Annotated in this window: 19 protein-coding genes and 6 pseudogenes; 21 read left to right on the plus strand and 4 right to left on the minus strand. The window is 68.7% G+C overall.

All coding sequences use genetic code 11. From position 1 onward, the window contains the following. Positions 1 to 55: 55 nt before the first annotated feature. From NUV99_00190 to NUV99_00205, 4 genes and pseudogenes are all read left to right on the plus strand, one after another. Positions 56 to 598, plus strand: a complete 543-nt coding sequence (locus tag NUV99_00190; GenBank protein ID MCR4418579.1) for a sigma-70 family RNA polymerase sigma factor — start codon at positions 56 to 58, stop codon at positions 596 to 598. After that, positions 585 to 1724 carry a zf-HC2 domain-containing protein gene (locus tag NUV99_00195; GenBank protein ID MCR4418580.1) on the plus strand — a complete coding sequence of 380 codons (1140 nt, stop codon included), beginning with the start codon at positions 585 to 587 and terminating at the stop codon, positions 1722 to 1724. Before NUV99_00190 ends, NUV99_00195 begins: the two co-directional genes overlap by 14 nt. Beyond that, positions 1714 to 2621: pseudogene (locus NUV99_00200) on the plus strand (ABC transporter ATP-binding protein). The gene NUV99_00195 and the pseudogene NUV99_00200 overlap by 11 nt, the downstream one beginning before the upstream one ends. Beyond that, entirely contained in the window at positions 2614 to 3462 is an 849-nt protein-coding gene (locus NUV99_00205; GenBank protein ID MCR4418581.1) for an ABC transporter permease, read from the plus strand. The pseudogene NUV99_00200 and the gene NUV99_00205 overlap by 8 nt, the downstream one beginning before the upstream one ends. A 912-nt stretch (positions 3463 to 4374) precedes the next feature. On the opposite strand, the pseudogene NUV99_00210 reads toward NUV99_00205, so the two are convergent. Next, a pseudogene (locus NUV99_00210) lies at positions 4375 to 4560 on the minus strand (hypothetical protein). Between the two features lie 1756 nt (positions 4561 to 6316). Here NUV99_00210 and NUV99_00215 point away from each other — a divergent pair. From NUV99_00215 to NUV99_00240, 6 genes are all read left to right on the plus strand, one after another. Beyond that, positions 6317 to 7240 (plus strand): ABC transporter ATP-binding protein, encoded by a 924-nt coding sequence (locus tag NUV99_00215; protein ID MCR4418582.1) that lies wholly within the window; start codon positions 6317 to 6319, stop codon positions 7238 to 7240. Then, the gene (locus NUV99_00220) at positions 7237 to 8328 is read left to right on the plus strand and encodes an ABC transporter permease subunit (protein ID MCR4418583.1); all 1092 of its coding nucleotides are present in this window, start codon (positions 7237 to 7239) and stop codon (positions 8326 to 8328) included. The genes NUV99_00215 and NUV99_00220 overlap by 4 nt, the downstream gene beginning before the upstream one ends. A 26-nt stretch (positions 8329 to 8354) precedes the next feature. Next, positions 8355 to 10223: a hypothetical protein gene (locus NUV99_00225; protein ID MCR4418584.1), complete on the plus strand. Its 1869-nt coding sequence runs from the start codon at positions 8355 to 8357 to the stop codon at positions 10221 to 10223. Between the two features lie 168 nt (positions 10224 to 10391). Beyond that, a complete protein-coding gene (locus NUV99_00230) occupies positions 10392 to 11351 on the plus strand; it encodes a MoxR family ATPase (GenBank protein MCR4418585.1) in 960 nt (319 codons plus the stop codon). 118 nt (positions 11352 to 11469) lie between these two features. Continuing rightward, positions 11470 to 12387 (plus strand): DUF58 domain-containing protein, encoded by a 918-nt coding sequence (locus NUV99_00235; GenBank protein MCR4418586.1) that lies wholly within the window; start codon positions 11470 to 11472, stop codon positions 12385 to 12387. A 411-nt stretch (positions 12388 to 12798) separates the two neighbouring features. Next, entirely contained in the window at positions 12799 to 14661 is a 1863-nt protein-coding gene (locus NUV99_00240) for a VWA domain-containing protein (GenBank protein MCR4418587.1), read from the plus strand. Positions 14662 to 14671: 10 nt separating this feature from the next. On the opposite strand, the pseudogene NUV99_00245 reads toward NUV99_00240, so the two are convergent. Continuing rightward, positions 14672 to 14819, minus strand: a pseudogene (locus NUV99_00245) (response regulator). 53 nt (positions 14820 to 14872) lie between these two features. Here NUV99_00245 and NUV99_00250 point away from each other — a divergent pair. Continuing rightward, positions 14873 to 15145 (plus strand): annotated as a pseudogene (locus NUV99_00250) (VWA domain-containing protein). Positions 15146 to 15539: 394 nt separating this feature from the next. Here the strand turns inward: NUV99_00250 and NUV99_00255 are convergent. Beyond that, positions 15540 to 15731 (minus strand): annotated as a pseudogene (locus NUV99_00255) (hypothetical protein). Positions 15732 to 15907: 176 nt separating this feature from the next. On the opposite strand from NUV99_00255, the pseudogene NUV99_00260 reads away from it, so the two are divergent. From NUV99_00260 to NUV99_00290, 7 genes and pseudogenes are all read left to right on the plus strand, one after another. Next, a pseudogene (locus tag NUV99_00260) lies at positions 15908 to 16657 on the plus strand (VWA domain-containing protein). A 1070-nt stretch (positions 16658 to 17727) separates the two neighbouring features. Continuing rightward, positions 17728 to 18693, plus strand: coding sequence for a PhoH family protein (locus NUV99_00265; protein MCR4418588.1), 966 nt, complete (start codon positions 17728 to 17730; stop codon positions 18691 to 18693). A gap of 13 nt (positions 18694 to 18706) precedes the next feature. Beyond that, positions 18707 to 20863: an HDIG domain-containing protein gene (locus tag NUV99_00270; protein MCR4418589.1), complete on the plus strand. Its 2157-nt coding sequence runs from the start codon at positions 18707 to 18709 to the stop codon at positions 20861 to 20863. Beyond that, positions 20832 to 21779, plus strand: a complete 948-nt coding sequence (gene ybeY, locus NUV99_00275; protein MCR4418590.1) for an rRNA maturation RNase YbeY — start codon at positions 20832 to 20834, stop codon at positions 21777 to 21779. The genes NUV99_00270 and ybeY overlap by 32 nt, the downstream gene beginning before the upstream one ends. Next, positions 21776 to 21988 carry a YqzL family protein gene (locus NUV99_00280; protein ID MCR4418591.1) on the plus strand — a complete coding sequence of 71 codons (213 nt, stop codon included), beginning with the start codon at positions 21776 to 21778 and terminating at the stop codon, positions 21986 to 21988. Before ybeY ends, NUV99_00280 begins: the two co-directional genes overlap by 4 nt. Continuing rightward, positions 21989 to 22720 (plus strand): DNA repair protein RecO, encoded by a 732-nt coding sequence (gene recO / locus NUV99_00285; protein MCR4418592.1) that lies wholly within the window; start codon positions 21989 to 21991, stop codon positions 22718 to 22720. 11 nt (positions 22721 to 22731) lie between these two features. Then, a complete protein-coding gene (locus NUV99_00290; GenBank protein ID MCR4418593.1) occupies positions 22732 to 23124 on the plus strand; it encodes a DUF4342 domain-containing protein in 393 nt (130 codons plus the stop codon). A 119-nt stretch (positions 23125 to 23243) separates the two neighbouring features. On the opposite strand, the gene NUV99_00295 is transcribed toward NUV99_00290, so the two are convergent. Continuing rightward, entirely contained in the window at positions 23244 to 23411 is a 168-nt protein-coding gene (locus NUV99_00295; GenBank protein ID MCR4418594.1) for a type II toxin-antitoxin system HicB family antitoxin, read from the minus strand. Positions 23412 to 23615: 204 nt separating this feature from the next. On the opposite strand from NUV99_00295, the gene NUV99_00300 reads away from it, so the two are divergent. The 3 genes from NUV99_00300 (at position 23616) to glyQ (ending at position 25432) form a co-directional block, all read left to right on the plus strand. Beyond that, positions 23616 to 23897 (plus strand): type II toxin-antitoxin system Phd/YefM family antitoxin, encoded by a 282-nt coding sequence (locus NUV99_00300; protein ID MCR4418595.1) that lies wholly within the window; start codon positions 23616 to 23618, stop codon positions 23895 to 23897. After that, complete coding sequence (locus NUV99_00305; protein ID MCR4418596.1) at positions 23842 to 24315, plus strand: putative toxin-antitoxin system toxin component, PIN family; 474 nt, start codon at positions 23842 to 23844, stop codon at positions 24313 to 24315. The genes NUV99_00300 and NUV99_00305 overlap by 56 nt, the downstream gene beginning before the upstream one ends. 184 nt (positions 24316 to 24499) lie before the next feature. After that, positions 24500 to 25432, plus strand: a complete 933-nt coding sequence (glyQ, locus tag NUV99_00310) for a glycine--tRNA ligase subunit alpha (protein ID MCR4418597.1) — start codon at positions 24500 to 24502, stop codon at positions 25430 to 25432. Position 25433: the final 1 nt, after the last annotated feature.

Raw genomic sequence — 25433 nt, forward strand, 5'->3', positions numbered from 1 at the left:
AGTGTCACAAGAACCCTGCCCGGCGGTGTTATACCAGTGGAAGGGGCGAGGACGGTTGGGCGAAGGCAGGCCGGAAACGGTGAGGCGGACGCAGGAGTTCGAGGAGCTGTACCGCCGCTACTATTCCCAGGTAGTGCGCCACCTCACGTTCCTGGTGGGCGAGCGGGCGGCGGCCGAGGAACTCGCTCAGGAAGCTTTTCTCAAGCTCTACGCCACGCCCCCGCCGCGGGAAGAGAACCTCCTGGGCTGGCTCTACCTGGTGGGAGGTCGCCTGGCCCTGAATGCCTTGCGGGGCGAGAAACGGCGGCGCCGGCGCGAGGAGCAATGGGTAAGGCAACATTGCCCCGAGGTTGTCCCCCTGGAGGAGGCGGCCCTGCGCCGGGCCGCGGTTCAGCGGGTGCGGCGGATTCTGGAAGGCCTCAGGCCGCGCGAGCGCCTGGCCCTCCTCCTGCGCCATGCGGGCTTTACCTACCGCGAGATCGGCGAAGTACTGGGCGTAGAGCCGGGCTCGGTGGGCACCATTCTCGCCCGCGCCCAGAAGAGTTTTCTCGCCCGCTACCGCCAAGAGAAAGGAGGCGACGGGGATGATCTGTTTTGACGAGGGCCGGCTCCTGGCCTACCTGGACGGGCAGCTTTCCCCGCGGGAGAGCAGGGAAGTAGGCGCGCACCTTGCGGCCTGCCCGCGCTGCCGGGAGGTTCTGGCCGGCTTGGCCGCGGCCAGAGAACAGGTTGGCCGTCTCCTTTCTCCCTACCATTTGGCCGCCCTGAACCTGCCGGTGCCGCAACCGCCGGCTTGGCCAAAGTCGCCCCGTGCCGACGCCCCCAAAACCGGGAAAGGAGTTGTGTCCTGGATGCGCCGCCATTACCAGTGGATTGCCGCCGCGGCGGTAGTAGCCCTCTTTTTCGGCTACGCGCCCGCCCGCAGCCTGGCCTCGCAGTTCTTAAGCATCTTCCGGGTGGAAAGGGTCCAGCTTCTACACTTTGATCCGGCCGACGTGGCCGAATTGAACGAGGCCCTTCGCGCCGCAGGAGATCTGAGCGTCGACAATTTCGGCCGGGTCCAGACCCGGTCGCTGCCCGCCGGTCCCGAGTTGGGCGAAGGGCAACTGCCCGGAGCCCTGGGCGGCTATACCTTGCAGAAGACCGGCACCGACTCCGGCACGCTGGTTATGATCACGCCGGACGTGGAGGGCATCAACGCCTTCCTGGCCGGGCTGGGCAGCGGCGTCCTGATGCCGGCCGAGCTTGACGGCCGCACCTTCAAGCTCACCATGCCGCCCGCCCTGTATGCCTGTTACAGAGACGAGAAGACCGGCAAGGAGCTAAACCTCAGCCGCTCGCCGGCACCGACGCTGGAAGTGCCTCCGGGCGTAGACATGGCGGCGGTGCGCCAAGCGCTCCTGGCTCTGCCCATCCTGCCTCGCGATCTCAAGCGGGCTCTGGAAGGGATAGAGGACTGGACCCGCACCCTGCCGGTGCCTGATTTCGGCGGCCGCGCCGAGGAGATTGCCCTGGACGGGGCGCCCGGGATCTTCGTGCCGGGCCGGGAGAGGCCGGCCGACCGCAAGACCTCCGGGGAGATGCCGGAAGGAGAGTACTACGGCCCGACGATCATGCTCTGGTATCGCCACGGGATCTGGACGGTCCTGGCAGGCGACTCTGAGCTGAGCAAGGAAGAAGCCTTTGCCCTTGCCCGGCAACTGGAGGCGGCTTATGGTCGTTGAGACCCACGGTCTTACCAAGGTATATCCCGGCGGCGGCGGCTGCCGGGATATTACTCTTAGCGTGGGTGAGGGCGAGGTGTTCGGTCTTCTGGGGCCCAACGGCGCGGGCAAGAGCACTTTTGTCAAGGTCCTGGTGGGGCTCTTGTCGCCCACGTCGGGGCAGGCCTGCCTTTTCGGCCGGCCTCCGCGTGACCCGGCGGCCCGCCGGCAGATAGGTTTCCTCCCCGAGAATTTCCGCTACCCCGACTGGCTCACGGTAAGGGAACTCCTCGCCGTTCACGGGGGCCTCGCCGGCCTGGCACCGGCGGAAATCAAGGAGGCCGTTCCCAGGGTGCTGGAGCTGGTGCGCCTGTCCGGGTTGGAGCGGAAAAAGGTGGGCACCTTCAGCAAGGGCATGCAGCAGCGCCTGGGTCTGGCCGCGGCCCTCCTGGGCCGCCCCAGGTTGCTCTTCCTGGACGAGCCCACTTCGGCCCTGGACCCCGTCGGCCGTCAGGAGGTGCGCCGCCTTAGGACCTGAAAGAAGCCGGGGTCACCGTTTTCCTGAACAGCCATCTGCTGGGCGAGGTGGAGCGGGTCTGCAGCCGCGTGGGCATCCTGAAGGACGGCCGCCTGGTGGCCGCCGGCGAACTCCAGTCCCTGCTGCAAACCGCCCTGGAGGTCGAGATCGAGATCGACCGGGTGGACGAGGGCCTGCTGGCCGCCCTGCGCCCCCTGGTTCGGGATTTGCGCCGGGAGGGCACAAGTATCATCGCCCGAGTCGCAGAACGGGAGGACCTTCCCCGCCTGGCCCGGGCCGTGGTGGAGCGGGGTCTGGCCCTGTACGCCCTGCGGCCCCGCAGCAATTCGCTGGAGGACGTCTTTCTGGATCTGGTGGCCGGAGGCGAGGACCATGGCTAGACAGCTCTGCCTCCTCGCGCGCCTGGGCTTGCTGGAGATCCTGCACAAGCGCATTCTGGTGGCCGTCCTCCTCCTTACCCTCGCCTATCTCTTCCTTTTCGGCCTCGCGCTTCATTATCTTACCCAGGATCAGGGCCCCTTTGACCTTCTGGGATCCGTGCAGCTCTTCACCATGGCCCTTTATCTGGCCACCTTCCTTACCAGCCTCCTTTCCGTGCTGGTGAGCGTGGGCGCGATCGCCGGCGAAATCGAGGGCGGTACGGCCTACGCCCTCCTGGCCAGACCCGTATCCCGCATGACTGTTCTCCTGGGCAAGTATTGCGGATACGCCGCGTTCCTGGGCTTATATGCCGCCCTGTTCTTCCTCGGGTTGTGGGCCGTGGTGGCCTGGCAGGGCGGGGTGCTCCTGGCCGGCATCGGGGAGGCCCTGGCCTTGTTTATCCTCCAGCCCCTGGTGCTCTTGAGCCTGACCTTCCTGGCCAGCACCGCCTTTTCCGCCATGGGGGCCGGGGCGGTGGTTTTCCTCCTCTACGGGCTAAGCCTGGTCGCCGGCATGGTGGAGCAGGTAGGGGCGCTGCTGGCCCAGGCCGGCCAAAGCGGGGCGGCGGCGCTGGTTAATCTGGGGATTCTTGCCAGCCTTCTCCTGCCGGTTGATGCCCTCTACCGCCGGGCCGCCTTCAGCCTCCTGGAGAACACGGAAAACCTGTGGCAGGGCCTGGGAGCCATGGGGCCTTTTGGCGTCGCCTCGGTTCCCAGCGTCTGGATGGTCGTCTACGCCGGCGGCTACCTGGCCGTGACCCTGTACCTGGCGGTGCGGCGTTTTCAGGCTCGGGACATTTAGTCGATTCGGGGCGACCACCTGGAACGCACTGGCACCGAGTCGGCGTCTTAATACGGGGAAGCCGGGAAGGGATGGCCCCCGGCGTGGCGAAATATAGACCGCCGGTATCGGAATGGGGTGGGGCCCCGCCCGGCGGGCACAAAATCTTTTGGGAGGCAGGGGAAGCGATGGTGTCTGGAATGGCCCGGGGGAAAGGAGGCTTCCGGGTGCGCGGCCGCGATGCCCGGAGCGGAGTCGTCGCCATACTGCTGGTGCTGCTCCTGCTGGGCCCGGTGGCCGGGCCGGCCTGGGGCCAGGAAGCTACGGTCGCTGAAGGGGTTGGGTTGGCGGTACAGGTGGGCTGGGACGGCAAGGCCATGCCCGGCCAAACCACGCCCGCGGTGGTTACCCTGGAGAACAGGACCTCCCGGGATCTGGCGGGAGTAGCGGAAGTGGTGAGCTACTATAAAGAAGTGCCGCCGCCCCCGCCGGGCTCGCCCCCGGGCACCAAGCCCGGGCCGGCCCGCTACCGGCCCGCGTCGGTCTACGGGGAGCGGGTGAGCCTCCCGGCCGGAAGCCGGAAGGAGGTCGTCCTCTGGTTCCGGCTGGAGTCCCCGGACAAAATGCTCTTCCGCTTTCGCTCGGGCGAGGAGGTTCTGGCCGGCCATGAAACCTCGCTCCCCGGGGCCGGCCTGCTGAGCGGCGGGCCGCTCCCCCAGGCGGTGGGGGTCCTGGGACCGATCCCCCCGGCCCTGGAAAAGACGCGTATCTTGGCGCCCGACGGGGTGCCCCGGGTGCCCCTGATCATTCCGCTCACCGCCGGGCTTTTCCCGGAGGCCGGGGAAGATCTGGACGCCTTCCGCACCATCCTGGTGGCCGGCGGTGAGGCCGCAAACCTGAGCCGGCGGCAGCGCCAGGCCCTGGCGGAGTGGGTGGAGCAGGGCGGCCACCTGGTCCTGGCCGGGGGCCTGGCCCTGGCCGCATCCCTGGAGGCCTTGCCGGAAGGAACGGCGGAGGTCGAGGGCCAGGGCCTCGTGACCCGCCGCGACTGGCAGGCCGCGGCCGCCTGGCTGGGCGTGGCCCCACCGCCGCCGGGGGCGGCCGTGGTGGCGCGGCTGGCCGGGGCGGGCAGCGACTGGGGCCCTAACCCGGCCCCCCTGGCGCGAAAGATCAAATTAGGACTGGGTGAAGTCACAGTCCTGGCCTTTGACCCCAACGGCCCGCCCTGGGACGCCGGTGATCTGGGCCAGGCCCTGTGGAAGCGGCTGCTGGTCCCCGCCTCCGATCCTTCCCAGGTCTGGGGGCCGCCGCCGGGCGCCTTCCTGCCGGCCAACCTGGCGGGGTACACCGGGCACTTGCCGGAGGACGCCTTTCCGGACTGGCGGGTAGCCGGGGTTTACCTCCTGGTTTTCCTGGCCCTGGCCGGGCCGGCCACGTATTTCCTCCTGCGCCGGCGCCGGCGGCCGGAGTATGCCTGGATCGCGGTTCCGGCCCTGGCCGTGGCCTTTGCCGGAGCCGTCTACCTGTACATGCTGCAGGCCGGCCGGAATGTGCTGATCAACGCCGTGCAGACCGTGCAAGTGGGCCCCGGCGCCCGGCCGCAGGTCTACACCGGCTTGGGCTTTTTTGCCCCTACGCAGCCCCGGTTCACCGCCGTTCTGGCCGACCCCGGCCACCCGGTGCAGGTGCAGTTGGGCGGCTATGACGGGGCGCTGCCCGGGAGCCAGGAGCAGAACCCGCCCTACAGCCTCATCCGGGGCGGCGATCTGGAAATCACCTTTAGCCGGGCCTCCCAGTGGGCCATGCGCAGCCTGGCCTTTCGCCAGGAGGCCGGGCCGGAACTGGCCGGACTTACGGCCGAACTGCGGGCGGAAGGGGCGCGGGTTAAAGCCCGGGTAGTAAACGGCAGCCGCCTGCACCTGGATCACGTCACCCTGCTCTTCGGCCGGGACTACGCCGTCCTGGGCGAACTGGCGCCGGGAGAAGAAGGTGCGGTGGAGCTGGAGATCACTCCGCCGCCCAACCCCAACCAGCCCAGCTACGGACCGCCGTACCCGGAAAGCTGGCGGATTTTTCTTTGGCCCGGCGGGACCGCCGCGGCGCCGGCCGGGGCGGCTTCGGCTGCCCGGATGGGGGCCGGGCAGACCCAGCAGGCGCAACCGGGAGCCATACCTGCGGCGTCCCCGCCCGACTCCTACCAGGGCCCGTCCCGGCCTCTCACCGTGGAAGAGCACCGCCGGGCCACCATGCTCGACAACTGGAGGAACCAGCAGCAGCGGGGCCCCATGATGGAAATGATGGGCTGGCCTCTGGCCGTGGTGGCCTGGAGCCGGGACCCGGCGGCCCCGGTGGGCGTGAAGGGCCTGCGCGCCGACCCCCACTACCTTACCATGGTGGTGCTGCGGCCGCAATTGGTCCCTTCCTCCGGCCCCTTTAACCTGCCGGAGGGCCTGGTGAGTCCAGAAGTGGTGCAGGCCTACGTCAAGAGCATGTTCGGTTGGAATAACCTCCAGGGCCTGGACGGCGGCTCCGTCACCTTTGCCTTCCGGCCCCAGTTGGCGGCGGGAGCCGAGGTAGAGGAAATAACCGTGCACCTGCCCTATTACCCGAAGCAGGCGCCGCCCGGAGTCCCCCAAGGGTCGAGCTGGCCGCCGTCGTCCAACCCGGCGCCGGTGGAGCCGGGGGCGCTGGAGATCTATAATCCGGTTAGCGGGGCGTGGGAACAGCTGGCCGGCCGGGAACGCTTTACCCTGCCCGGTAGCTACGCCACGGCCGGGGGCGAGGTGCAGTTGCGGGTGAACGGCTTTGAGGAGAACAGCGGCCGCCAGTTCTACTTCCTGCCGCCGCGGGTCGGCTACCGGGGGGTGGTAAAGTAATGATCACCACGCGGGGACTGGTGAAGCGCTACGGCCGGGTGCAGGCCCTGCGGGGCCTGGACCTGGAAGTTCCTCCCCGGTCGGTCTACGGCCTGATCGGCCAGAACGGCGCCGGCAAGACCACCACCCTGCGCATCCTGGCCGGGCTGCTTCTGCCCGAGGCCGGGACGGCCGAGGTGGCCGGCTGGGACGTGGTGCGCCACCCCCGGGAGCTGCGCCGGGCGGTGGGCTACATGCCGGACTTCTTCGGCGTATATAACGACCTGCGGGTGGGGGAGTACCTGGAGTTTTACGCCGCCGCCTACGGCCTGCGCGGCCCGGCCGTGGCCCGGCTGCGGGACGAGCTGCTGGAGCTGGTGGATCTGGCGGTCAAGAAGGAAGAATTCGTGGACACCCTCTCCCGGGGCATGCAGCAGCGCCTGTGCCTGGCCCGGGCCCTGATCCACGACCCGGAGGTGCTGCTCTTGGACGAGCCTGCCAGCGGCCTGGACCCCCTGGCCCGGGTGGAGATGCGCGAGATCCTCAAGGAACTCTGCCGCCTGGGCAAGACCATTGTCATCAGCAGCCACATCCTCTCGGAGCTGGCCGACCTCTGCACCCACATCGGCATGGTGGTGGACGGCCGGGTGGTGCGCCAGGGGACCCTGGCGGAGATGCTGGCCGGGGCCCAGGTGCGGAACATCATTTTGCGCTGTCACGGGCCGGCGGCGCCGGCGCAAAAAGTTTTGGCCGGGTGGCCGGGAGCGGAGATAATCCGGGCCGGCGAGGAGCAGGTGGAGTTCCGCCTGAGCGGCGGGCCGGAGGAAGTGGCCGCCCTGCTGGCAGAGATTGTGGCCGCCGGGGTCCGGGTGGTGCATTTCGCCGAGACGGAGAGCAGCCTGGAGGATACCTTTGTTCGACTGGTGCGGGAGGCGAGGGCATGAAAAACCTGTGGCGGCGCTGGCCGGCCGGGTGGCGGTCCTTCGGCCGGGGCCTGGTTAACGGCGTCTCACCGATGGTGGGCAAGGAGATGCGGGGCCGCACCCGGGGCTGGCGCCCGGCGTTCTTGCTAACGGTTTACCTGGGGGTACTGGCCGCCGGGATCACCGGCTACCTGTGGCTTACTCTGGACCATGCCGGCTTTGTCTATCCCCAGGTGGGGCTCAACCTCTACAGCTTCTTCGTGCTGGGCCTGGTGACGCTGCTGGCCTTCATCGCCCCGGCCACCTCGGCCTCGGCCATCAGCGGGGAAAAGGAGCGGCGGACCTACGACCTCCTGCTGGTCACCAATGCCTCGCCGACCGGCATTGTCCTGGGCAAGTGGCTGGCCTCGACGATTTATTTCGTTTACCTGGCGGTAGCCGCCCTGCCGGTTATGGCCCTGGTCTTCCTCTACGGCGGCGTGCCCCTGGCGAACCTAGGCCTGGCCCTGCTGGTGGCCCTGCTCACCGCCCTGGGCTACGGCGCCCTGGGCCTGGCCCTTTCGGCCATGCTCCGGCGTACCCAGGCCGCCACCATCAGCGCCGTGGTGGCGGTCTTCTTCCTCCTGTTCGTTACCCTGGTTATGGCTGTTATCGCCGCCTCTACCGCTCAGGCCCGGGTGGGGGCGGTTTCGCCCCTGGAGCCCTACCGTTCTTTGGGCGCACCCTGGTACGTCTACCTTAGCCCTCTGACTGCCTTGGGCGGCGTGCTGCCCGCCGGAGGCTTGGGGGAGGTGGGCGGCGTTCCCCTGTTGGGCTCGCTTCTGAACGAACTCCTGCGGCAAATCCAGGGCGGGGCCTATGCGGTGGAGTACGCTTACAAGATAGGGTATGCTTACGGCTATCCGGGCCCGTATCCCGCGGTTCCCGGGGCGCCGCAGATTGCCGGCCTGGCCGCCTGGCCTCCCTGGGCCAGATTTGCTTTGTCCCAGGCGGCCCTTACCGCCCTCTGCCTGGCCGTGGCCGTGCTGGGCATCACGCCGGTTAAGCCCTGGACGGCCTGGCGGGTCAGGCGCAGGGCGCTGGTTAGAAGCAAACAGGCCCCAGGGTAGAGAAAACGGTGAGGAAGGGGTACCCCGTGAGGCATAACCTCCCAACGAAGGCAGGAAATTGCAGGGGCGGGAGCAAACCCAGGCCTAAGCCCTCTATCTCCTCGCCGCGCCGGCGCCGTCCCCAGGGGTGGCCGGAGACCCGCCTGGCCGCGGCTCTGGGACCCCTGACGCGCCGGGTAAAGGCCCGTTTTGCCCTGGAAACCGTGCGCTTGAGCCTCTTCTGGGGCCTGGCCGCAGCGGGGGCCCTGCTGGTTTTCCTCTATCTTGCCGCCCTGTCTGATCCGGTGGCCTGGGCCGGCCTGGCCGGTCTGGTAGCGGCGGGGCTGGTAACCGGCTGGCGTATCGGCAGGCGGCCGGATGCCCTGGATGTGGTTCGGATTGCCGACGGCCTGGGGGCGGGCGGCCGGGCCGTTACCGCCTTCCGCCTTCTGAACCGGCCCTTCCGCGATCCCTGGGCCGAAGTAGCGGTGGCCGAGGGCCTGGAAGCCTGCGCGGCCCTGGAGCCGGAGAATTCCTATCCGGTGTTGCCTTCCTGGCGTCCCTGGTGCTCGGTGGTCGTGCTGGGGACCGTCCTTATCCTGCTGGCCTTTCTACCCAACCCGCTTTCCTCCGCCTGGCTGGGGCGCCGCGAGGCCCGGGAAGCCCTGGCCGAGGCCGCGCGCCGGGCAGGGGCGGTAGTCGCGCAGGCAGAGAAGCTCCGGGTGGGAGAAAAGGAATTGCTGACCCCCGTAGAAAAGGAAGAACTGCGCTCCCTGGTGGAAGAGCTGCGCCGGTCCGCGACCCGGGAGGAAGCGGCAGCCGCGCTCAAAGCCGCGGCCGCGATTCTGGAGGAAGCCAGCACGCGAGCCGGGCCTCGAGCCGGGGAGGACCTGCCGTACCTGGCGGCGGCCCTGCGAGATATACCGGGTGAGGGCTGGCGGGAACTGGGAGAGGCCCTGAGCCGGGGCGACGCCCGGCGCCTGGAGGAAGCGGCGCAGGCTCTGGCCGACGGCCTCCAGACAGGCGGTAAAGAAGCCCGGGAGGAGGCGGCCATGGCCCTGTTGCGGCAGGCCGAGGCGACAGGGGACCTCGGCCTGCGGCGCGCCTTGCGAGAGGCGGCCCGGAGTTTGATGCCTACCGGTGCTCCCGGAGCCGAAGAGGGGGCGGCCGGGCAGGCCATGGAGGTTCTTTCCGCCTCTCTCTCCTCCCTGGCCGTGCAGGCGAAAGCCACCGACGTGCTGGCCCGGGGAGCGGCTACCCTGGGGGCCATGGCCCGGGCCCTGTCCGGAGGGGGGAACGCCATGGCCGTGGCCGCGGCCGCCGGGGCCGCCGGCAATCCTGCAGGCATGGCGGGAGCGGGGGGCAGCCCGGCGGCTGCCGGCGCTACTGCCGGCGGGAATCCCGGCGGGCAGGGTAACGGCGCCGGCCAGGGAAGCACCGGCGGTTCCGGAAGCGGCGGCGCCGCAGGCGGTGCGGCCGGCAGCGGTACCGCGGGCAATACCGGGAGCAGTGGCGGTTCCGGGTCCGGCGGCGGGAACGGTGAGGGCAGCGCCGGCGGTAGCGGCGAGGGGGACGGGGGCGGAAAGGGTACGGGCGGCCCGGGCAGCGGCGGCCACGGGGCCGGTACCGGCGGCGGCGGTCTCCAGATGGTCTATGCCCCTTCCCTGCTCGGCGGTACCGGCGAGCAGGTGCGGGTTTCCGGCGAGATCAGAGAAGGAGAGGCCGGGAGCGAGGTGACCCTGGAGGACTCCCCGCTAACCCTAGGCGAGGTTCGCCCCTATACCGAGGTCTATCCCCGTTACCGCCGGGAGGCCCAGGAGTCCCTGGTGCAGGCCCCTCTGCCGCCGGCCCTGGAAGACCTGGTGTGGAAGTATTTTACCTCCCTGGAGCCGGGCCAACCGGAGGGTGCGCCTTGACCGTCCGCTTTATTCAGGGTATTACCTGCCGGCGGCATCCGGGGTGGTTTCCCCATGCGGCGTTCCGGTTACAAGGCAACCTGGGGACGCGCCGGATAAGGAGGGCCTGACTGCGTGAGCGATAACCATTCTGTGGTAGCCGGCAGCGCCGGGGAGGTAAAGGAGGCCCTGGCCGCGGTTTCCGCCCGCCTGGACCAGGTGGAGCAAGCCATCGGGCGGGTCATCGTGGGCCAGGAAGAGGTGGTGCACCAGGTAATCCTGGCCCTGCTGGCCGGCGGGCACGTACTCCTGGAAGGGGTGCCGGGGCTGGGCAAGACGGCCCTGGTGCGCACGGTGGCCGGGGTGACCGGCCTCACCTTTCGCCGGCTGCAGTTCACCCCGGACCTGATGCCCGCGGACATCACCGGAACCGAGGTGTATGAAGAGCGGGGCGGGCAGGGGGGCTTTCGCTTCTCCCCGGGCCCCATCTTCGCCCACCTGGTGCTGGCCGACGAGATCAACCGGGCCACGCCCAAGACCCAGAGCGCCCTGCTGGAAGCCATGCAGGAGCGTACCGTTACCGTGGCCGGGACCACCTACCCCCTGCCGGAGCCGTTTTTCGTCCTGGCCACCCAGAACCCCCTGGAAATGGAGGGTACCTATCCCCTGCCGGAGGCCCAACTGGACCGGTTCCTTTTCAAGATCCACGTGCCCTTCCCCTCGGCCGACGAGTTGGCCCTCATTGCGGACCGCACCACCGGCGCCGAGGTCCCGGAACCGGAGACGGTGGTTAAGCCAGGGGAAATCCGGTACTGGCAGGAACTGGTGCGCCGGGTAATCGTAGTGGAGGACGTGATGGATTACGCCGTGCGCCTGGTGCTGGCCACCCACCCGGACCGGCCCGAGGCCCCGGAGCGGGTCAGGCACCTGGTGCGCTACGGTGCCAGCCCGCGCGGCCTGCAGGCCCTGATCCTGGGGGCCAGGGCCGAAGCCCTGCGGGCCGGCCGCTCCCAGGCCGGCTACGACGACGTCCGCCGGGTGGCCCTGCCGGCCTTACGCCACCGCCTGTTCCTGGGCTACGAGGCGGCCGCCGCCGGGGTTACCGGGGACGAACTTATCGCCGAGGTTCTGGCGGTCACGGCGCCATGAATCTTGAGTTATCGCCGCCCTTGCTGGTCCCGGCGAGTACCTTTAGAGCTCGGCCGGGGGCCGGACTTAGGCGCGGGCGCCAGGCCATACACCCCATAGGCCCTGAGAGGTGGTCGTTTTGCCCATCCCGGTAACGGCTATGAACTGGCCCGACCCTGCCCTCCTGGCCCGGCTGGAGAACTACCGGCTGGTCCACCGGCGCCCGGTTTTCGGCCAGGCCAGCGGCAGGTGGCGCTCGCGCCTCAAGGGAGGGGGGGTGGAGTTCGCCGACTACCGGGAATACACGCCGGGCGACGAGCCCCGCCGCATAGACTGGAAGGCCTATGCCCGCCTGCGGCGGCTGTACGTGCGGGAGTTCCTCGACGACCGGCGGGATACCAGCCTGCTGGTGCTGGACCTAAGCGCCTCCATGGATTGGGGCGAGGTGGCCCATAAGGGTCGATACGCCTTGGGCTTGGCCCTGGGGCTGGGCGTTTGCGCCCAGGCCGGCCACGGCTCCGTGGCGGCGGTGATCACCCCCCCATCCGGAAGCCGGGCCGGGGCGTTCTTCCCGCCCGCCGGCGGCCGCCAGGGCCTAGCCCGGTTGCGGCGCTTCCTGGAGCAATGCCGCCCGGGAGGCAGGGCAGACCCGGCCGGGGCCCTGGAGGCGGTGGGTCCCACTCGGGCCAGGATACACAGCCTTTACCTCATATCTGACCTTTGGGACCTGTCAGGGCTGGAGGATTTCCTGCGGCGGGCCGCGGCCTGGGCCCGGGAAGTTACCGTGCTCCACGTCCTGGCTCCCGGGGAAAGGGAGCCCCAGGGGGAAGGAGAGTGGACCCTGGTGGACGCGGAAACCGGGGAAAAGATGCAGGTATCGCTGACACCGGCTGCTCTGGCTGCCTATCGGCAGCGTCTGACGGAGCACCTGGGGGAGGTGCGCGCCTGCTGCGGCCGGTGGGGCGCGCGGTACGTGGAGCTGGACAGCGGCACGAGCCTGGAGGACACCATGCTGTCCGTCCTGCCCCGGGCGGGGGTAATCAGGCCGGGCACCTAGAATATCGTCTGGCACTAGGCTCGGCCTTGGGCGGCACCGGGTCTCCCCTGAGACGCCCATGCCACCCAGGTGGCACCACCAGAGGATGAGAATAGCACTACTCGGCCTATTTTCAGGGCAGTACATTGGCACCTCGCCGGGTACCGACCTTGGCGAGGGCGAGCCCGGAGGCGGGCCGGAGGCCACGGACGGCGCCTCCGCCGGAAGTCCGCCGGAGCGCGAGGCGTGCGTGTTACGCCGGTCCACCGGCTCGCAGTCGCGGGAGCAATCCCGTGCCCGCCCCAGAAAACGGAAAGAGAAGCGAAGCAAAAGCAGAGGCGTATAGGGAAATTCCAGCGAAAGGTCAAATATCTGACCTCTGACCTCCTGCCTCCGACCTCCATTTTAGGCAGGTGAGGGGTTCTGGACTTACTGTATCCCCAGGCCCTGTGGCTGGGCCTAAGCGTTCCGGCCATTCTGGCCATGTACTTCCTCCGGCCCCGGCGCCGGGAGCGGGTGGTGCCCAGCACCCTTCTCTGGCGTCCGGCCCAGGTGAACCTTTCCGCCAGCCGCCCATGGCAGAGGCTGGAAAAGCAGTGGCTGCTCTGGCTGCAACTCGCGGCCGCCGCCCTCCTGGCCCTGGGAGCTGCCGGGCCGGTAGCCTATCTGGGCCGGCCCTCGCCCAGCCTGATCGTCCTCCTGGACGCCTCGGCCAGCATGCAGGCCACGGACGTAGCCCCCGGCCGCTTCGAGCGGGCCAAAGACGAGGTGCTTTCCCTGGCCCGGGGTCTGGACCGGGGGGCCACCCTGACCCTGATCACCTTTGCCCGGCAGCCGCAGGTGGTGGTGCAGCAGGCCGGGGATCTGGGAAAGGTGGAGCAGGCCCTGCGCGAACTTAAACCCACACCCTTCCGGGGAAATGTCGCCCCTGCCTTTTCCCTGGCCCGCGCCCTGGCCGAGGGCCAGGGCCAAGCCCGCCTGGTGCTGGTGGGCGACGGCGGCTACGCCGCGGAAATTCCCGGCGAGGTCGAGTTCATCCCGGTCGGGGGCCAGGGGGGCAACGTGGCCCTGGCGGGCATCACCCTGCGGCCGGTGGGGAACAAACTCGCCGTGCAGGTGGCGGTGGTGAACCACGGGCCGGCGCGGGCGGAAGGCAGGGTGGAGCCGGAGGCCGGGCCGCAGCCCCTCCCGCCACAGACCTGGCGCCTGGAACCGGGGGAGAGCACCCACCTGCTCTGGCCGGAGGTGGCGCCCGCGCCCTGGGTGACCGCCCGCCTGGTGGTGGAGACCCCTGGGGCCAATGCCCTGGCCCTGGATGATGTGGCCTGGGCCGTGCCGGAAGAGACCAGGGAGGCCAGGGTCCTGCTGGTCGGCCGGGGCAATCTTTTCCTGGAGCGGGCCCTGGAGCTGGCCCCCGGCCTGGCGGTCTACCGGGTGTCCCCGGCGCAGTACCCATCCCTCTTAAGGAGTCCCTACGGCTACGAGCTGACCGTCATTGACGGCCCGGCCGGTCCCCTGCCACCCGGAGCCGTCCTGCTGGTAAACCCGCCGGCGGGCGAAATTATGCCGGGGCTCAGGGTGGGGGAAGAGTTCCGGCCGGCGTCCCTCCAGGCAGAAGCTACCCCTGTAATGCAGCACGTGGACCTGATGCGGGTACAGGTGGCGACCGCGAAGGAACTGCAGGTGGACAGTACGTGGACGGTGGATATCACCGCCGGCGGCAAGGTCCTGGCCGCCCACGGTCTGGTCGGCGGCCGGCCGGTAGCGGTGCTGGGATTCGACCTGGCCCTGTCCGACCTGCCCCTGCGGCCCGCCTTCCCGGTTCTGGTGCACAACCTAATAAGCTGGCTCCGGCCCCCCGACCTGGGCCTGCCGGCGGCGGTGGCGCCGGGAGAAGAGGTGACGGTTGTCCCCCTGCCCCAGGCCGAAACCGTGGCCGTGCGGCAGGAGGCACCGCAACGGGAACCGGCCGGGGCCGGGCAGGTGTTAGCTCCTCCCTTCCCGCCCGTCCCTTGGGTGGCCGGCGAACCCGGGATATACCGGGTGGAGCAGAAGCTGACAGGGCCGGGCGAGGGGGAAACGCGCGCTTCCCGGCTGGTGGCGGTCAACGGCTACGACCCGCAGGAGGCAGACCTGGCCGTGCGGCCTCCCCCGGAAACCGGGGGAGAAGGGAAGACTGCCGGGGCTACTTCTCGGGGGCCCGGGCCGCGTTCCTGGCCTCTGGCCGTTCCCCTGGCGGCCGCCGTCCTGGCCCTCAGCCTGGTGGAATGGGGGGTGGCCGGCCGTGGGCGTTAGCTTTAACCATCCCTGGTGGTGGCTGGCCTGGCCCCTGGTGGCCCTGGCCGTATATCACCTGCGGCAGCCCTGGCTGGCAGCCGCCCGCCGGGCCGGGCCGGAAAGCCTGCGGCGGGAAAGGTGGCGCCTGGGGTTACGCCTGCTCCTGGTCACCTTGCTTCTGGCCGTCTTGAGCGGACCGCACCTGGTAACCACCGTGGACCGCCAGGCGGTGATTTTTGCCCTGGATGCCTCGGCCAGCGTCGGCTCCGAGCGCAGTTCGGCGGAGGAATGGGTCCGGCAGGCCCTGGAAACCAAGCCCAGGGATGCCCTGGCCGGGGTGGTGGCCTTCGGCCGTCAGGCCCTGGTGGAAGAACCGGTGGGAACCGGGCCTTCCTTCCGCCGGGTCCAGACCGATCCCGGCGCCGCCGCCACCTCCCTGGGCGAGGCCATGGAGCTCGCCCGGGCCCTCCTGCCCCTCGAGGCGCGCCGGCGGGTGATTCTCCTCACCGACGGGCGGGATACGGGAGGCGACGCCCCTCAGGTGGCCCGGGAACTGAACCGGCAGGGCATCAGAGTGGACGTGGTGCCGGTAGGCCGCGAGGGCCGGGATGACATCCGCCTGGAAGCCTTTACCCTCCCGGCCCGAGCCCGTACCGGGGAAACCACTACGGTACAGGTGTGCCTTTCCTCCCGGCAGGCCGGCAGCGTCACCCTCTATCTCTCGCGGGACGGCGAGCCGGTCGGCTCCTGGGAGGTGCGCCTGGAGCCCGGGGAAAACAATCTTGCCTTCCCAGTGGCCGTCGGTCCGGCGGGGCTGCGCCGTTACCGGGTTTCCCTGGCCGCGCCTCCCGGGCAGGATGCCTTCGCTGCCAATAACGAACTGGGGGCCGTGCAGCAGGTAGTCGGCCCGCCCCGGGTGCTGGTGGTGGCCCCGAACCCGGGTGAGGCCAGACCGCTGGTAGCGGCCCTGGAGGCTACCGGAGAAGTGGAAATCCAGGTGGTGGGGGCGGACGGCGTTCCGCAGGACGCGCTGGGGCTGGCGGGGTACCAGGCCGTGTTCCTGGTCAACGTGCCCGCCTACGCCCTGGGCGAGAGAACCATGGCGGCGATAGAAACTTACGTCCGGGACGGCGGCGGGGGCCTGGTGATGGTGGGCGGCCCCGATTCCTTCGGCCCCGGCGGCTACGCCGGTACGCCGGTGGAGCGCGCCCTGCCGGTCCAGATGCAGATTTCCGGCCGGGGCGAGATGCCGTCCCTGGGCCTGATGCTGGTCATTGACAAATCAGGCAGCATGGCCGAGGTGGCCGGGGGCGGGGAGAAGATCGGCCTGGCCAAGGAGGCCGCGGCCCGGGCGGTGGAAATGCTGACCGACCGGGACCAGGCCGGGGTGCTGGCCTTTGACAGCCAGCCCTGGTGGCTGGTGCCTCTGGCGCCGGTAACGGAGAAGGCAAGCCTCAAGGAACAGATAGGCCGGCTCTACGCCGACGGGGGCACGGAGATCTACCCGGCCCTGGCCGGAGCTTTCGAAGCCCTGCGCCGGGCCAAGGTGCAGGTTAAGCACGTCATCCTTCTGACGGACGGGATCTCCGCCAGCGGCGGCCCTTATCTGGACCTGATGGCGGCGATGAGGGCGGACGGCATCACCCTGTCCACGGTGGCCGTGGGCGCGGGAGCCGATGCCGGGATGCTCCAGGCCCTGGCCGAACTGGGCCGCGGCCGCTTCTACGCCACCGCCGACGCGGCCAGCATTCCCTCCATCTTCACTAAGGAGACGGTAATGGCCACCCGGGCCTACGCCGTCAACGAGGAATTCTACCCGCGGGTGGCGGCCGCGAGCGAGCTCGTCCAGGGGCTCGGGGAGGTGCCGCCCCTGGAGGGATACATCACCGTTTCTCCCAAGGATTTGGCCCGGACGGTGCTGGTTTCCCACCGGGGCGACCCGGTGCTGGCCGCCTGGCAGTACGGCCTGGGCCGGGCCGTGGCCTGGACCCCGGACGCCGGCGGCCGCTGGAGCACCACTTGGGCCAACAGTCAGGCCTTCCCCCGGCTGTGGGGCCGGGTTCTGTCCTGGATCCTGCCGGCGGTGGACGCGAGTCCCCTCCGGGTGCAGGCCGAAGTGACCGAGGCCGCCTCCGGCGAGGCGGCCCTGCGGATCGAGGTGGACGATCCCGGCCGCTGGCAGGAGGTGCGGCGCCTGGAGGCGGTGGTAACCGGGCCGGAAGGTAGCAGCCGTAGAATCCACCTGGCTCCGGCCGGTCCCGGCCGGTACGCGGCGCTGGTGGAGGTGCAGCCGGGGGCCTATACCGTGACCGTGACCGGCGCGCAGGAGCCGGGGGTGCTGGCCCAGACCGGGGTGGTGGTGTCCTATCCGGAGGAGTACCGCCGGACGGGTCCGGACCCGGATGCCCTGGCGGCGCTGGCCCGGGCCGGGGGTGGGGAAATCCTCACCGACCCGGCGGCGGCCTTTGCCCCCAATCTGGCACCGGTCCGGGCGCGGCGCGACCTTTCCCTCCTGCTGCTGGCCCTGGCCTGCCTGGTCTGGGTCCTGGACGTAGCCGGCCGCCGCCTGACGCTGGGCCGGGAGGAACTGGAGCTGGCCCGGCGGGCGGTCGGCCGGGCTTGCGGTACCCTCTTTGCCCGGCGGGTCGGGTCGAGGGAAACCGGCCCGGTCCCGGCCTGGACGCGGCAGCCCCGGCTGGCGGTGGAGCGAATGCGGTCCCGGGTGCGCGCCCAGGGCCAGGGCCCCGCCGCTGCGGGAAAGCCTTCTCTGGCCGGCGACCTCCCCGCGAGGGAGCGGCCCCGGCCCGCGGCTCCGTCCAAACCCGCCACCGGGCCGTCTGGCCGAACCGGGGCGGGGACCGGTGCCGCCGAAGATGCTCCCGGCCATGCCGTCTCGGCGGTGCTGGCCCGGCGGAGGCGGGATAAAGCCTAAATACGAATACCGGCAATCCCGGCCGATGCCGCCCGACAGCGTCTCGGACATGCGGCCAGGACGGCCGAGGACAGGGGCTTTCGGTTGCAGAGGCCCGGGTGCGGGTGTATAATGGTGCTGAACCTAAGGAGACGGGGGGTATTGGCTAAGCTTTGGCTGCTCAAGCCACGCGGCGCTTAACGGTGGGGAGTAACGGGGAAGCGGTGTTGCTTTTCGGCAGCCAGGACGCCAACCTGCGCTACCTGGCGGAGCGGTGCCCGGCCAAGATCGTGGCCCGGGGCAACGAGGTGACCATTACCGGGGAACCCGAAGCGGTGGCCCGCACCGAGCGGGTGCTGCAGCACCTGTCGGCCCTGGCCCGGCAGGGGACGATCATCAATCCGGCCACCATCGATTCCGCGCTGACCGTCGCTGAAGAGCTCGAGGCGCCGGAGGAGTTGGCAGAAATTTTGGGCCAACCGGTGTACGTTACCGCCCGGGGCAGGGCGGTGCGGCCCAAGACCCTGGGCCAGTATCGCTACCTGGAGGCCATCAGGTCCCACGACGTGGTATTTGCCATCGGCCCGGCCGGAACGGGCAAGACCTACCTGGCGGTGACCATGGCGGTGGCGGCGCTGCGGGACCGCCGGGTGGAGCGGATAGTCCTGGCCCGGCCGGCGGTAGAGGCGGGAGAGAAGCTGGGTTTCCTGCCCGGGGACCTACAGGAAAAGGTAAACCCTTACCTGCGCCCCCTCTACGACGCCCTCTTCGACCTCCTGAGCCCGGACACCGCCCAGAGATATATGGAACGCAACCTCATAGAGATAGCCCCTCTGGCCTACATGCGGGGCCGTACGCTGGACGACGCCTTTATCATCCTGGACGAGGCGCAGAATACTACCGGCGAACAGATGAAGATGTTCCTCACCCGTCTGGGCGTGGGATCGAAGGCGGTCATCACCGGCGACATCACCCAGATCGATCTGCCCCCGGGACGTCCTTCCGGGCTGGTAGAAGCCCAGGACATCCTGCGGGAGGTGGAGGGCATCGCCTTCGTCTACCTCACGGCGGCGGACGTGGTGCGGCACCGCCTGGTACAGAAGATCATCGACGCCTACGCGCAGCGCTCCCCGAGCTAGGGAGGGGAAAGACTTGATTAAGTGGCTCGGCAACGGGCCCAAATACCTGCGGACGGCCTGGCAGCGCCTGTCCGCCAGCCTTACGGTCAGATGTCTTATTTGGGGTCTGGTCTTTTTTGTCATTTCCTCCCTGCTGGTGGGCTGGCACACTCTGCCGCCGGACCAGAGCCTGGAAGTGGGCCAGCCCAGCCCCCAGGACTTCTTGGCCCGCCAGACCCTGACCTACGAGAGCCAGGTGCTGACCGCCCAGGCCCGGGAGGAGGCGGCCCGCCAGGTTGCGCCCCTGTACCGGCTTGACACCCAGGCTCTCCGGATCATGGAACAGGACCTGGACCAGATGCTGGACGAAATCGAGCGGGCCCAAGGGTCGGAGCAGGGAACGCTCCGGGTGCAGCAGCTCCTGGCCGACCAGCTTACCGCGGCAGAGGCCCGGGCGGCACTGAGGGCTTCGGAGGCGGACCGCCGGGCTCTGGGAGAGAAGCTCAAGGAACTCCTGCGCCTGACCCTGGGTCTCGGGGTTAACGAGCAGGGGCTCAACGCCATTCGCTCGGTGCTCGTGCAGCAGGCCGGAGAACTGGAGGTGGCGCCGGAGCTGAAACCCCTGGCCCGGGCCCTCCTGGCGCGGCTGGAACTGCGCCCCACCCTGGCCTACGACCTGGAGGGTACCCGGCTCAGGATAGAGGAGGCCCAGGCCCGGGTGGTCCCGGTCAAGGTGACGGTCCGGTCGGGCGAGAAGATCGTGGGCAAGGGAGAGCTGGTAACCGAGCGACAAATTGAAGCCCTGCAGCATCTCGGTCTCTTGCGATCACCTTCTGCCTTCTCTTCCTTCTTCGGCATACTGCTGCTGGTAGGGGTGCTGTACGTCTTGCTGGCCCTCTACCTTTGGGCGTACCAGCGGGAGATCTTCCGCCATGAGGCGCGTCTGGTTCTGCTGGGAATCCTGCTGGTCATGGGCGTGGGCCTGGGCCGGGGCATTATGGCCATCGACCTGGGAGGCGATCCCCAGACCGCGTCCCTGGTGGGATACATGATCCCCACTGCCGCCAGCTCCATGCTCATTGCCCTGCTGCTCGACAGCTGGCTGGCCGTGTTCTGCACCCTCATGCTGAGCCTTATGGTGGGGCTCTTGAACGGCGCCAGCCTGGCTCCGGCGGCCGTGGCGGTGGTGGGGGGCCTTACCGGCATTTACGCCGTTGCCCACCTCAGCCAGCGCACGGACCTGGTCAAGGCCAGCCTCTACATCATCCTGGCCAACCTGGTGACCGTTTGCGCCCTGGGCCTGCTACGGGGCGATTCCGGTTCGGCGGTGGCCATCGGTTCCCTGCTGGGCCTGGCCAACGGCGTGCTGTCAACGGTTCTCACCATCGGCTCCCTGCCCTTCTTCGAGGGCGCCTTCGGCCTCACCACTCCGGTGAAGCTCCTGGAGCTGGCCAATCCCAACCAGCCGCTCTTGCGGCGTCTCCTGCTGGAGGCGCCGGGGACTTATCACCACAGTCTTATGGTGGCCAACCTGGCGGAGGTAGCGGCCGACGCCTTGGGCGCCGATGCCCTCCTGGCCCGCGTGGCCGGCTACTATCACGATATCGGCAAGCTGCGCCGGCCTTACTTCTTCATCGAGAATCAATTCGGCAACGAAAACCCTCACGACAAGCTCACTCCTCACCTCAGCACCCTGATAATTACCGCCCACATCAAGGACGGATTGGAAATGGCGCGGGAGGCGAGGCTCCCGGCGGCCATAACCGAGGTAATCGCCCAGCACCACGGCTCCAGCCTGGTGACCTACTTCTATCACAAGGCGACCCAGAACGGCCGCCAGGACCCGCCGGGCGAGCAGGCGTTCCGCTACGACTCGCCCAAGCCGCGCAGCAAGGAAGCGGCCATCATCATGCTGGCCGACAGCGTGGAGGCCGGCGCCCGCAGCCTGCAGAAGCCCTCGCCCAATCGGCTGGAGGGACTGGTGCGCAAGGTGATTAAGGAGAAACTGGAGGACGGCCAGCTGGACGAGTGCCCGCTTACCTTCCAGGAGCTGGATTTGATCGCCCAGGCTTTCACCCGGGCTCTGAGCGGGATCTTCCATTCCCGCATCGAGTACCCCGAATCCGTGCTGAAAGAGATGGAAAGGAGAAAGCCCCGCGATGCCGCTTTACGTAAGCAATCAACAGGATGAAATCGCCGTGGGTCGGGAGTTGGAGCGGTGGCTGGCCCGCGCCGGGGAGCGGGCGCTGGAAGCGCTGGGTCTGCCGGCGGAAGCGCAGGTGGGGGTGGCGCTGGTAGACGACGGGCGGATAAAAGAGATGAACCGCTCCTACCGGGGAATCGACGAAGCCACGGACGTGCTGGCCTTCGCCCTGGAGGAGCGGGGCAGGGAGGACCCCTGGCCGGAGGGCAGGGCGGAGGGCCTCTACCTGGGCGACGTGGCGGTCTCGCTTTCCACCGCCAGGAGGCAGGCGGACGAGCAGGGCCGGCCGCTGGAAGAGGAGGCCGCCTGGCTGCTGGTCCACGGTATCCTCCACCTGGCGGGCTACGACCACGACCGGGAGCAGGGGGCGCTGCTGATGCGGGCCAAGGAGCGGGAGGTGCTTTCCGGGCTGGGATCGGCACGCAGGCGGGGCAGGAGATCCGGATCGGCCGGCCGCCGGGGCGAAGAAGCCCGGGCCTTTCTGGCCGCCCAGGGCATTGAGGCCGCGCCGCTGCTGGAGGCCGCCTGGGAGGCCCGCAGGTACGCCTACGCCCCCTATTCGGGATACAGCGTCGGCGCGGCGGTGCTGGGTCGCACGGGCGCCGTCTACCGGGGCTGCAACCTGGAGAACGCCTCTTACGGCCTCAGCCTCTGTGCCGAGCGCAGCGCCCTGGCCCAGGCGGTTCTGGCCGGAGAGGTGGGAGTGGCGGCGGTAGCGGTGGTGGCCGTCGGCCGCGAGGCTCCCGTTCCCTGCGGGGCCTGCCGGCAGGCCCTGGCCGAATTCGGTCCCCGCCAGGCGGTGATCGTGCAGAACGACCGCGAGGGCGAGCCGGTGGTGTACTCACTGGAAGAACTCCTTCCCCTTCCCTTCGGCCGGCACCATACCACCGGGGAGCCGGTATGAAGACCGGGTTTTGCGGCTACGCTAGCAGTGGGGTATCTTCCGGGGAAAGGGTGGCGCTGGTGAATTGCCGGGAGGCCGCGTGGAAGCTTTTCGTCGCTACGGGTCAGGTCAACTTCTACCTTCTATACAAGGAGCTGGAGAAGACGGACCGCGGTGAGAGCACCGGAGTAGAGGCGGTCGGAGGCCTGGAGATGGGACGGGAGGAGTGAATGGGCCTCTACAAGACTTCGGCCGTAGTTCTGCACAGCGCCCCTTACCGAGAGGCCGACGCGCTTCTGGTTCTGTTTTCTCCCCATCGCGGCCGGGTCAGGGCTCTGGCCAAGGGCGTACGCCGGCCCAAGAGCCGGCTGCGGGGTGGAGTACAGCCCCTCACCCGGGCGCGTTTCCTGCTCTACGCCGGCCGGGCTCTGGACACGGTCATTCAGAGCGAACTGGAGGAAGCCTATCCCCGCCTGCACGCGGAGCTTCTGCGCTGGGCGCACGCCAACTACCTGGCGGAACTGGTGATGGCCACAACACCGGAGGGGACGGAAAGCCGCGACGCCTACGCGCTGTTCCTGGCCGCCCTGGCCCTCCTGGAAGCCCGGCGGCCCGAAGCCGCGGCCCGGTTCTTCGAGCTCCGCCTGCTCGGCCTGTTGGGCTGTCTCCCGGAACTCACGACCTGCCGCTCCTGCGGTCGGCGGCCGGAGGGGTCCCGGCTGCGGATAGGATCGGAGGGCGTGTTCTGCGAGCGGTGCGGGTCCGGCGTGCCGGGTCCGGAAGTGGATCGGCGCACCCTGGGCGCGCTGCAGTTTCTGTTCCGGGCCCGTCCCCAGGCCGTGGGACGCCTGGAGCTTGAGCCCCAGACCTGGAGCGAGATGTCCCTGGTGCTGCGCTACTGGCTTGAGCGGCATTTGGATCGGCCTTTGAAGTCCGTGGCCTTTCTGGAGGGATTGAATTAGGGGGTGACGTCATGGAGGAGCTCGAGAAGATCGAGGTGCTCCGCAGTCGTCTGGGCGTGAGCTACCGGGAGGCCAAGCAGGCCCTGGACGCCCATAACGGCGACCTGGTGGCCGCTCTGGTCGACCTGGAGGAGAAGCAGGGCCGCCTGTCGGTCCGGCTTGAAGCCTGCGGCCGGGAGATGCTGGAGAGGGCCCGGGGCTGGCTGTCTCACGGGAACCTCACCCGGGTGAAGCTCAAAAAGGGCGACGAGACGGTGCTGGAGTTTCCGGCCACGGTGGGTATGGCCGGGCTGGCCGCCATGCTCTTCAGCGCCCCCCTGGCCGTGGCCGGCGCCCTGGGAGCGGTAGCGGCCCTGGCCAACGACTACCGGCTGGAAGTGGAGCGCCCGCCCCGCTCCGACTAGCGCCTCGCGAGCCCGCGGTCTTGGGTACTTTGGTTGCTTAGGCCCTCCAGCAACAGGAGGGCAATTTCTTTTTCTCTAGGAGTTTTTCCATGAAAGGGCCCCCGGTGTCCGCCGGCGGCCTAGTAACTCTCCCCCTGCTCCAGCACCTGCACGTATTCCGCGACCGCGCCGGGCTCCGGCACCGGCAGGCCGTCCTCTATAAGGCCCCGGACGTGCATAGCTATGGCTTCCTCCATGCGCTGTCTGGCCTCCTCAGGCGTCCTCCCCGTGGCCACGCAGCCGGGCACCTTACCTAACCTCCTCGGACCCTAACCGTACTCACCCTCTCGCGTCCATGGGCAACCTCACTTCTAGAGACTAGACTAAGTCAGACCCGGGGGCAACACGCGAACGGCCCGTCACCTTGTACGGTTTACCCAAGTTCCCCATTATGCTAATATATACTTAGTTGGTCTACTACCCAAGAAAGGGAGGGCTAGGAGTTGAAAGAAGTGCTTAGCCCCATCGAAGTTAGAGACCGGCTGGGGCAGATTATCGAAGAAGCCTACTACACCGGCAAGGAGTTCATCATTGCTCGGCGCGGCAGACCGATGGCCGCCATCGTTCCGGTCAGCGAATATGAGAAGTGGGAACGGGAACGCGAGGAGTTTTTCAAGCTAGTCGAGAAAGTATGGGAGGCCAACCGGCAGGTTGACCCGGAGGAGGTTACGCGCGACGTTGCCGAGGCGGTCCGAGAGGTCAGGAAGTGCGGGCAAACTCAGGGCGGTGTTTGATACCAACGTTTTGGTGTCCGGCCTGATCAGCCCCTCCGGGCCGCCGGGCCTTCTGATTACGGCCTGGCGCCGCAAGGAGTTCGAGCTGGTCGTTTCCCCGGCCATTCTGGCTGAGGCTGCCGAGGTTCTTCGGAGGGACAAAATAAGGCGCTATTACGAGCAGGCAGACAGGGAGGCGGCAGAAAAATACCTTGTGGGCCTGAGGCGTTTCGCCACGCTGGTGTCCGGCGGCCTCGACGTTAGTGGGGCATGCGCCGACCCCGAAGACGAAAAGTTTTTGGCCGCGGCTCTGGAGGCCAGGGCGGCGTATGTTGTGAGCGGCGACGAGCACTTGCTAGAGCTGAGGCATTATCGCGGTGTAGACATAGTGCGGCCGGCCGAGTTCTTGTCGCAGCTCAGAAGAACTTTCCCCCGGTAGCAAGCAGGGTAGCAACAAACACCACGGCCTTGCTGAGGCCAGCCGGGGCTCTCAGCTCGAAGGTGCCGCAGGCCGAACGCAAGTTTTGGGGAGCGCCCAGGGCAAACTGGGGAAACGTCCGGCCGGGCCGAATCTTGACCCATCCGCCGGCAAGTGCTACTATAGCGCCGTGGAGGGGGACAGCGTGTACTTTCAGGACCTTATCGCGGCGCTCAACGCCTACTGGAGCCAACAGGGCTGCGTGATCCAGCAGCCCTACGACCTGGAAAAAGGAGCGGGAACCATGCACCCGGCCACCTTCCTGCGGGTGCTGGGACCGGAGCCCTGGCGGGTAGGCTACGTGGAGCCCTCCCGCCGGCCCACCGACGGCCGCTACGGCGAGAATCCCAACCGCCTGCAGCACTACTACCAGTACCAGGTGATCCTCAAGCCTTCCCCGGACGACGTCCAGGAACTCTACCTGGCCAGCCTGTCCCACCTGGGCCTGGATCTTACCGCCCACGACGTGCGCTTCGTGGAAGACAACTGGGAATCGCCCACCCTGGGAGCCTGGGGCCTGGGCTGGGAAGTGTGGCTGGACGGGATGGAGATCACCCAGTTCACCTACTTCCAGCAGTGCGGCGGCTTCGACTGCCAGCCGGTCTCCACCGAGATCACCTACGGGCTGGAGCGGCTGGCCATGTACCTGCAGGGCAAGGAGAGCGTTTTCGACATCGAGTGGGCGCCGGGCATCACCTACGGCGACGTGCACCACCAGTCAGAAGTAGACTACTCCTACTACAACTTTCAAGAGGCAGACGTACCCCTGCTGCTGGAGCTTTTCGAGCTCTACGAGAAGGAGGCGCGCCGGGTCATTCGGCGCGGGCTGGTGCAGCCGGCCTACGACTACGTGCTCAAGTGCTCGCACACCTTTAACCTCTTGGACGCCCGGGGTGCCTTCAGCGTCAGCCAGCGCACCGGCTTCATGGCCCGGGTGAGGCACCTGGCCCGGCTGTGCGCCGAGGCGTATCTGGAGCAGCGGCGGCGGCTGGGCTATCCGCTGCTGAAGGACCCGGCGGAAAGGCAGAGGCTGGGGCTGGAGACCACCGGCGAGTCCGCAGCCCGGGCGGGGAGGTAAC

The sequence above is a fragment of the Clostridia bacterium genome (genome assembly GCA_024653205.1).
Classification (GTDB): Bacteria; Bacillota; DSM-521; order Neomoorellales; family SLTJ01; genus JANLFO01.

What these genes read in the sequence shown, in the direction of transcription:
- NUV99_00195 (MCR4418580.1), top strand. Translation starts at nt 585, where the DNA reads ATGATCTGTTTTGACGAGGGCCGGCTCCTGGCCTACCTGGACGGGCAG.
- NUV99_00205 (MCR4418581.1), top strand. Translation starts at nt 2,614, where the DNA reads ATGGCTAGACAGCTCTGCCTCCTCGCGCGCCTGGGCTTGCTGGAGATC.
- NUV99_00215 (MCR4418582.1), top strand. Translation starts at nt 6,317, where the DNA reads ATGATCACCACGCGGGGACTGGTGAAGCGCTACGGCCGGGTGCAGGCC.
- NUV99_00220 (MCR4418583.1), top strand. Translation starts at nt 7,237, where the DNA reads ATGAAAAACCTGTGGCGGCGCTGGCCGGCCGGGTGGCGGTCCTTCGGC.
- ybeY (MCR4418590.1), top strand. Translation starts at nt 20,832, where the DNA reads ATGCCGCTTTACGTAAGCAATCAACAGGATGAAATCGCCGTGGGTCGG.
- NUV99_00280 (MCR4418591.1), top strand. Translation starts at nt 21,776, where the DNA reads ATGAAGACCGGGTTTTGCGGCTACGCTAGCAGTGGGGTATCTTCCGGG.
- recO (MCR4418592.1), top strand. Translation starts at nt 21,989, where the DNA reads ATGGGCCTCTACAAGACTTCGGCCGTAGTTCTGCACAGCGCCCCTTAC.
- NUV99_00290 (MCR4418593.1), top strand. Translation starts at nt 22,732, where the DNA reads ATGGAGGAGCTCGAGAAGATCGAGGTGCTCCGCAGTCGTCTGGGCGTG.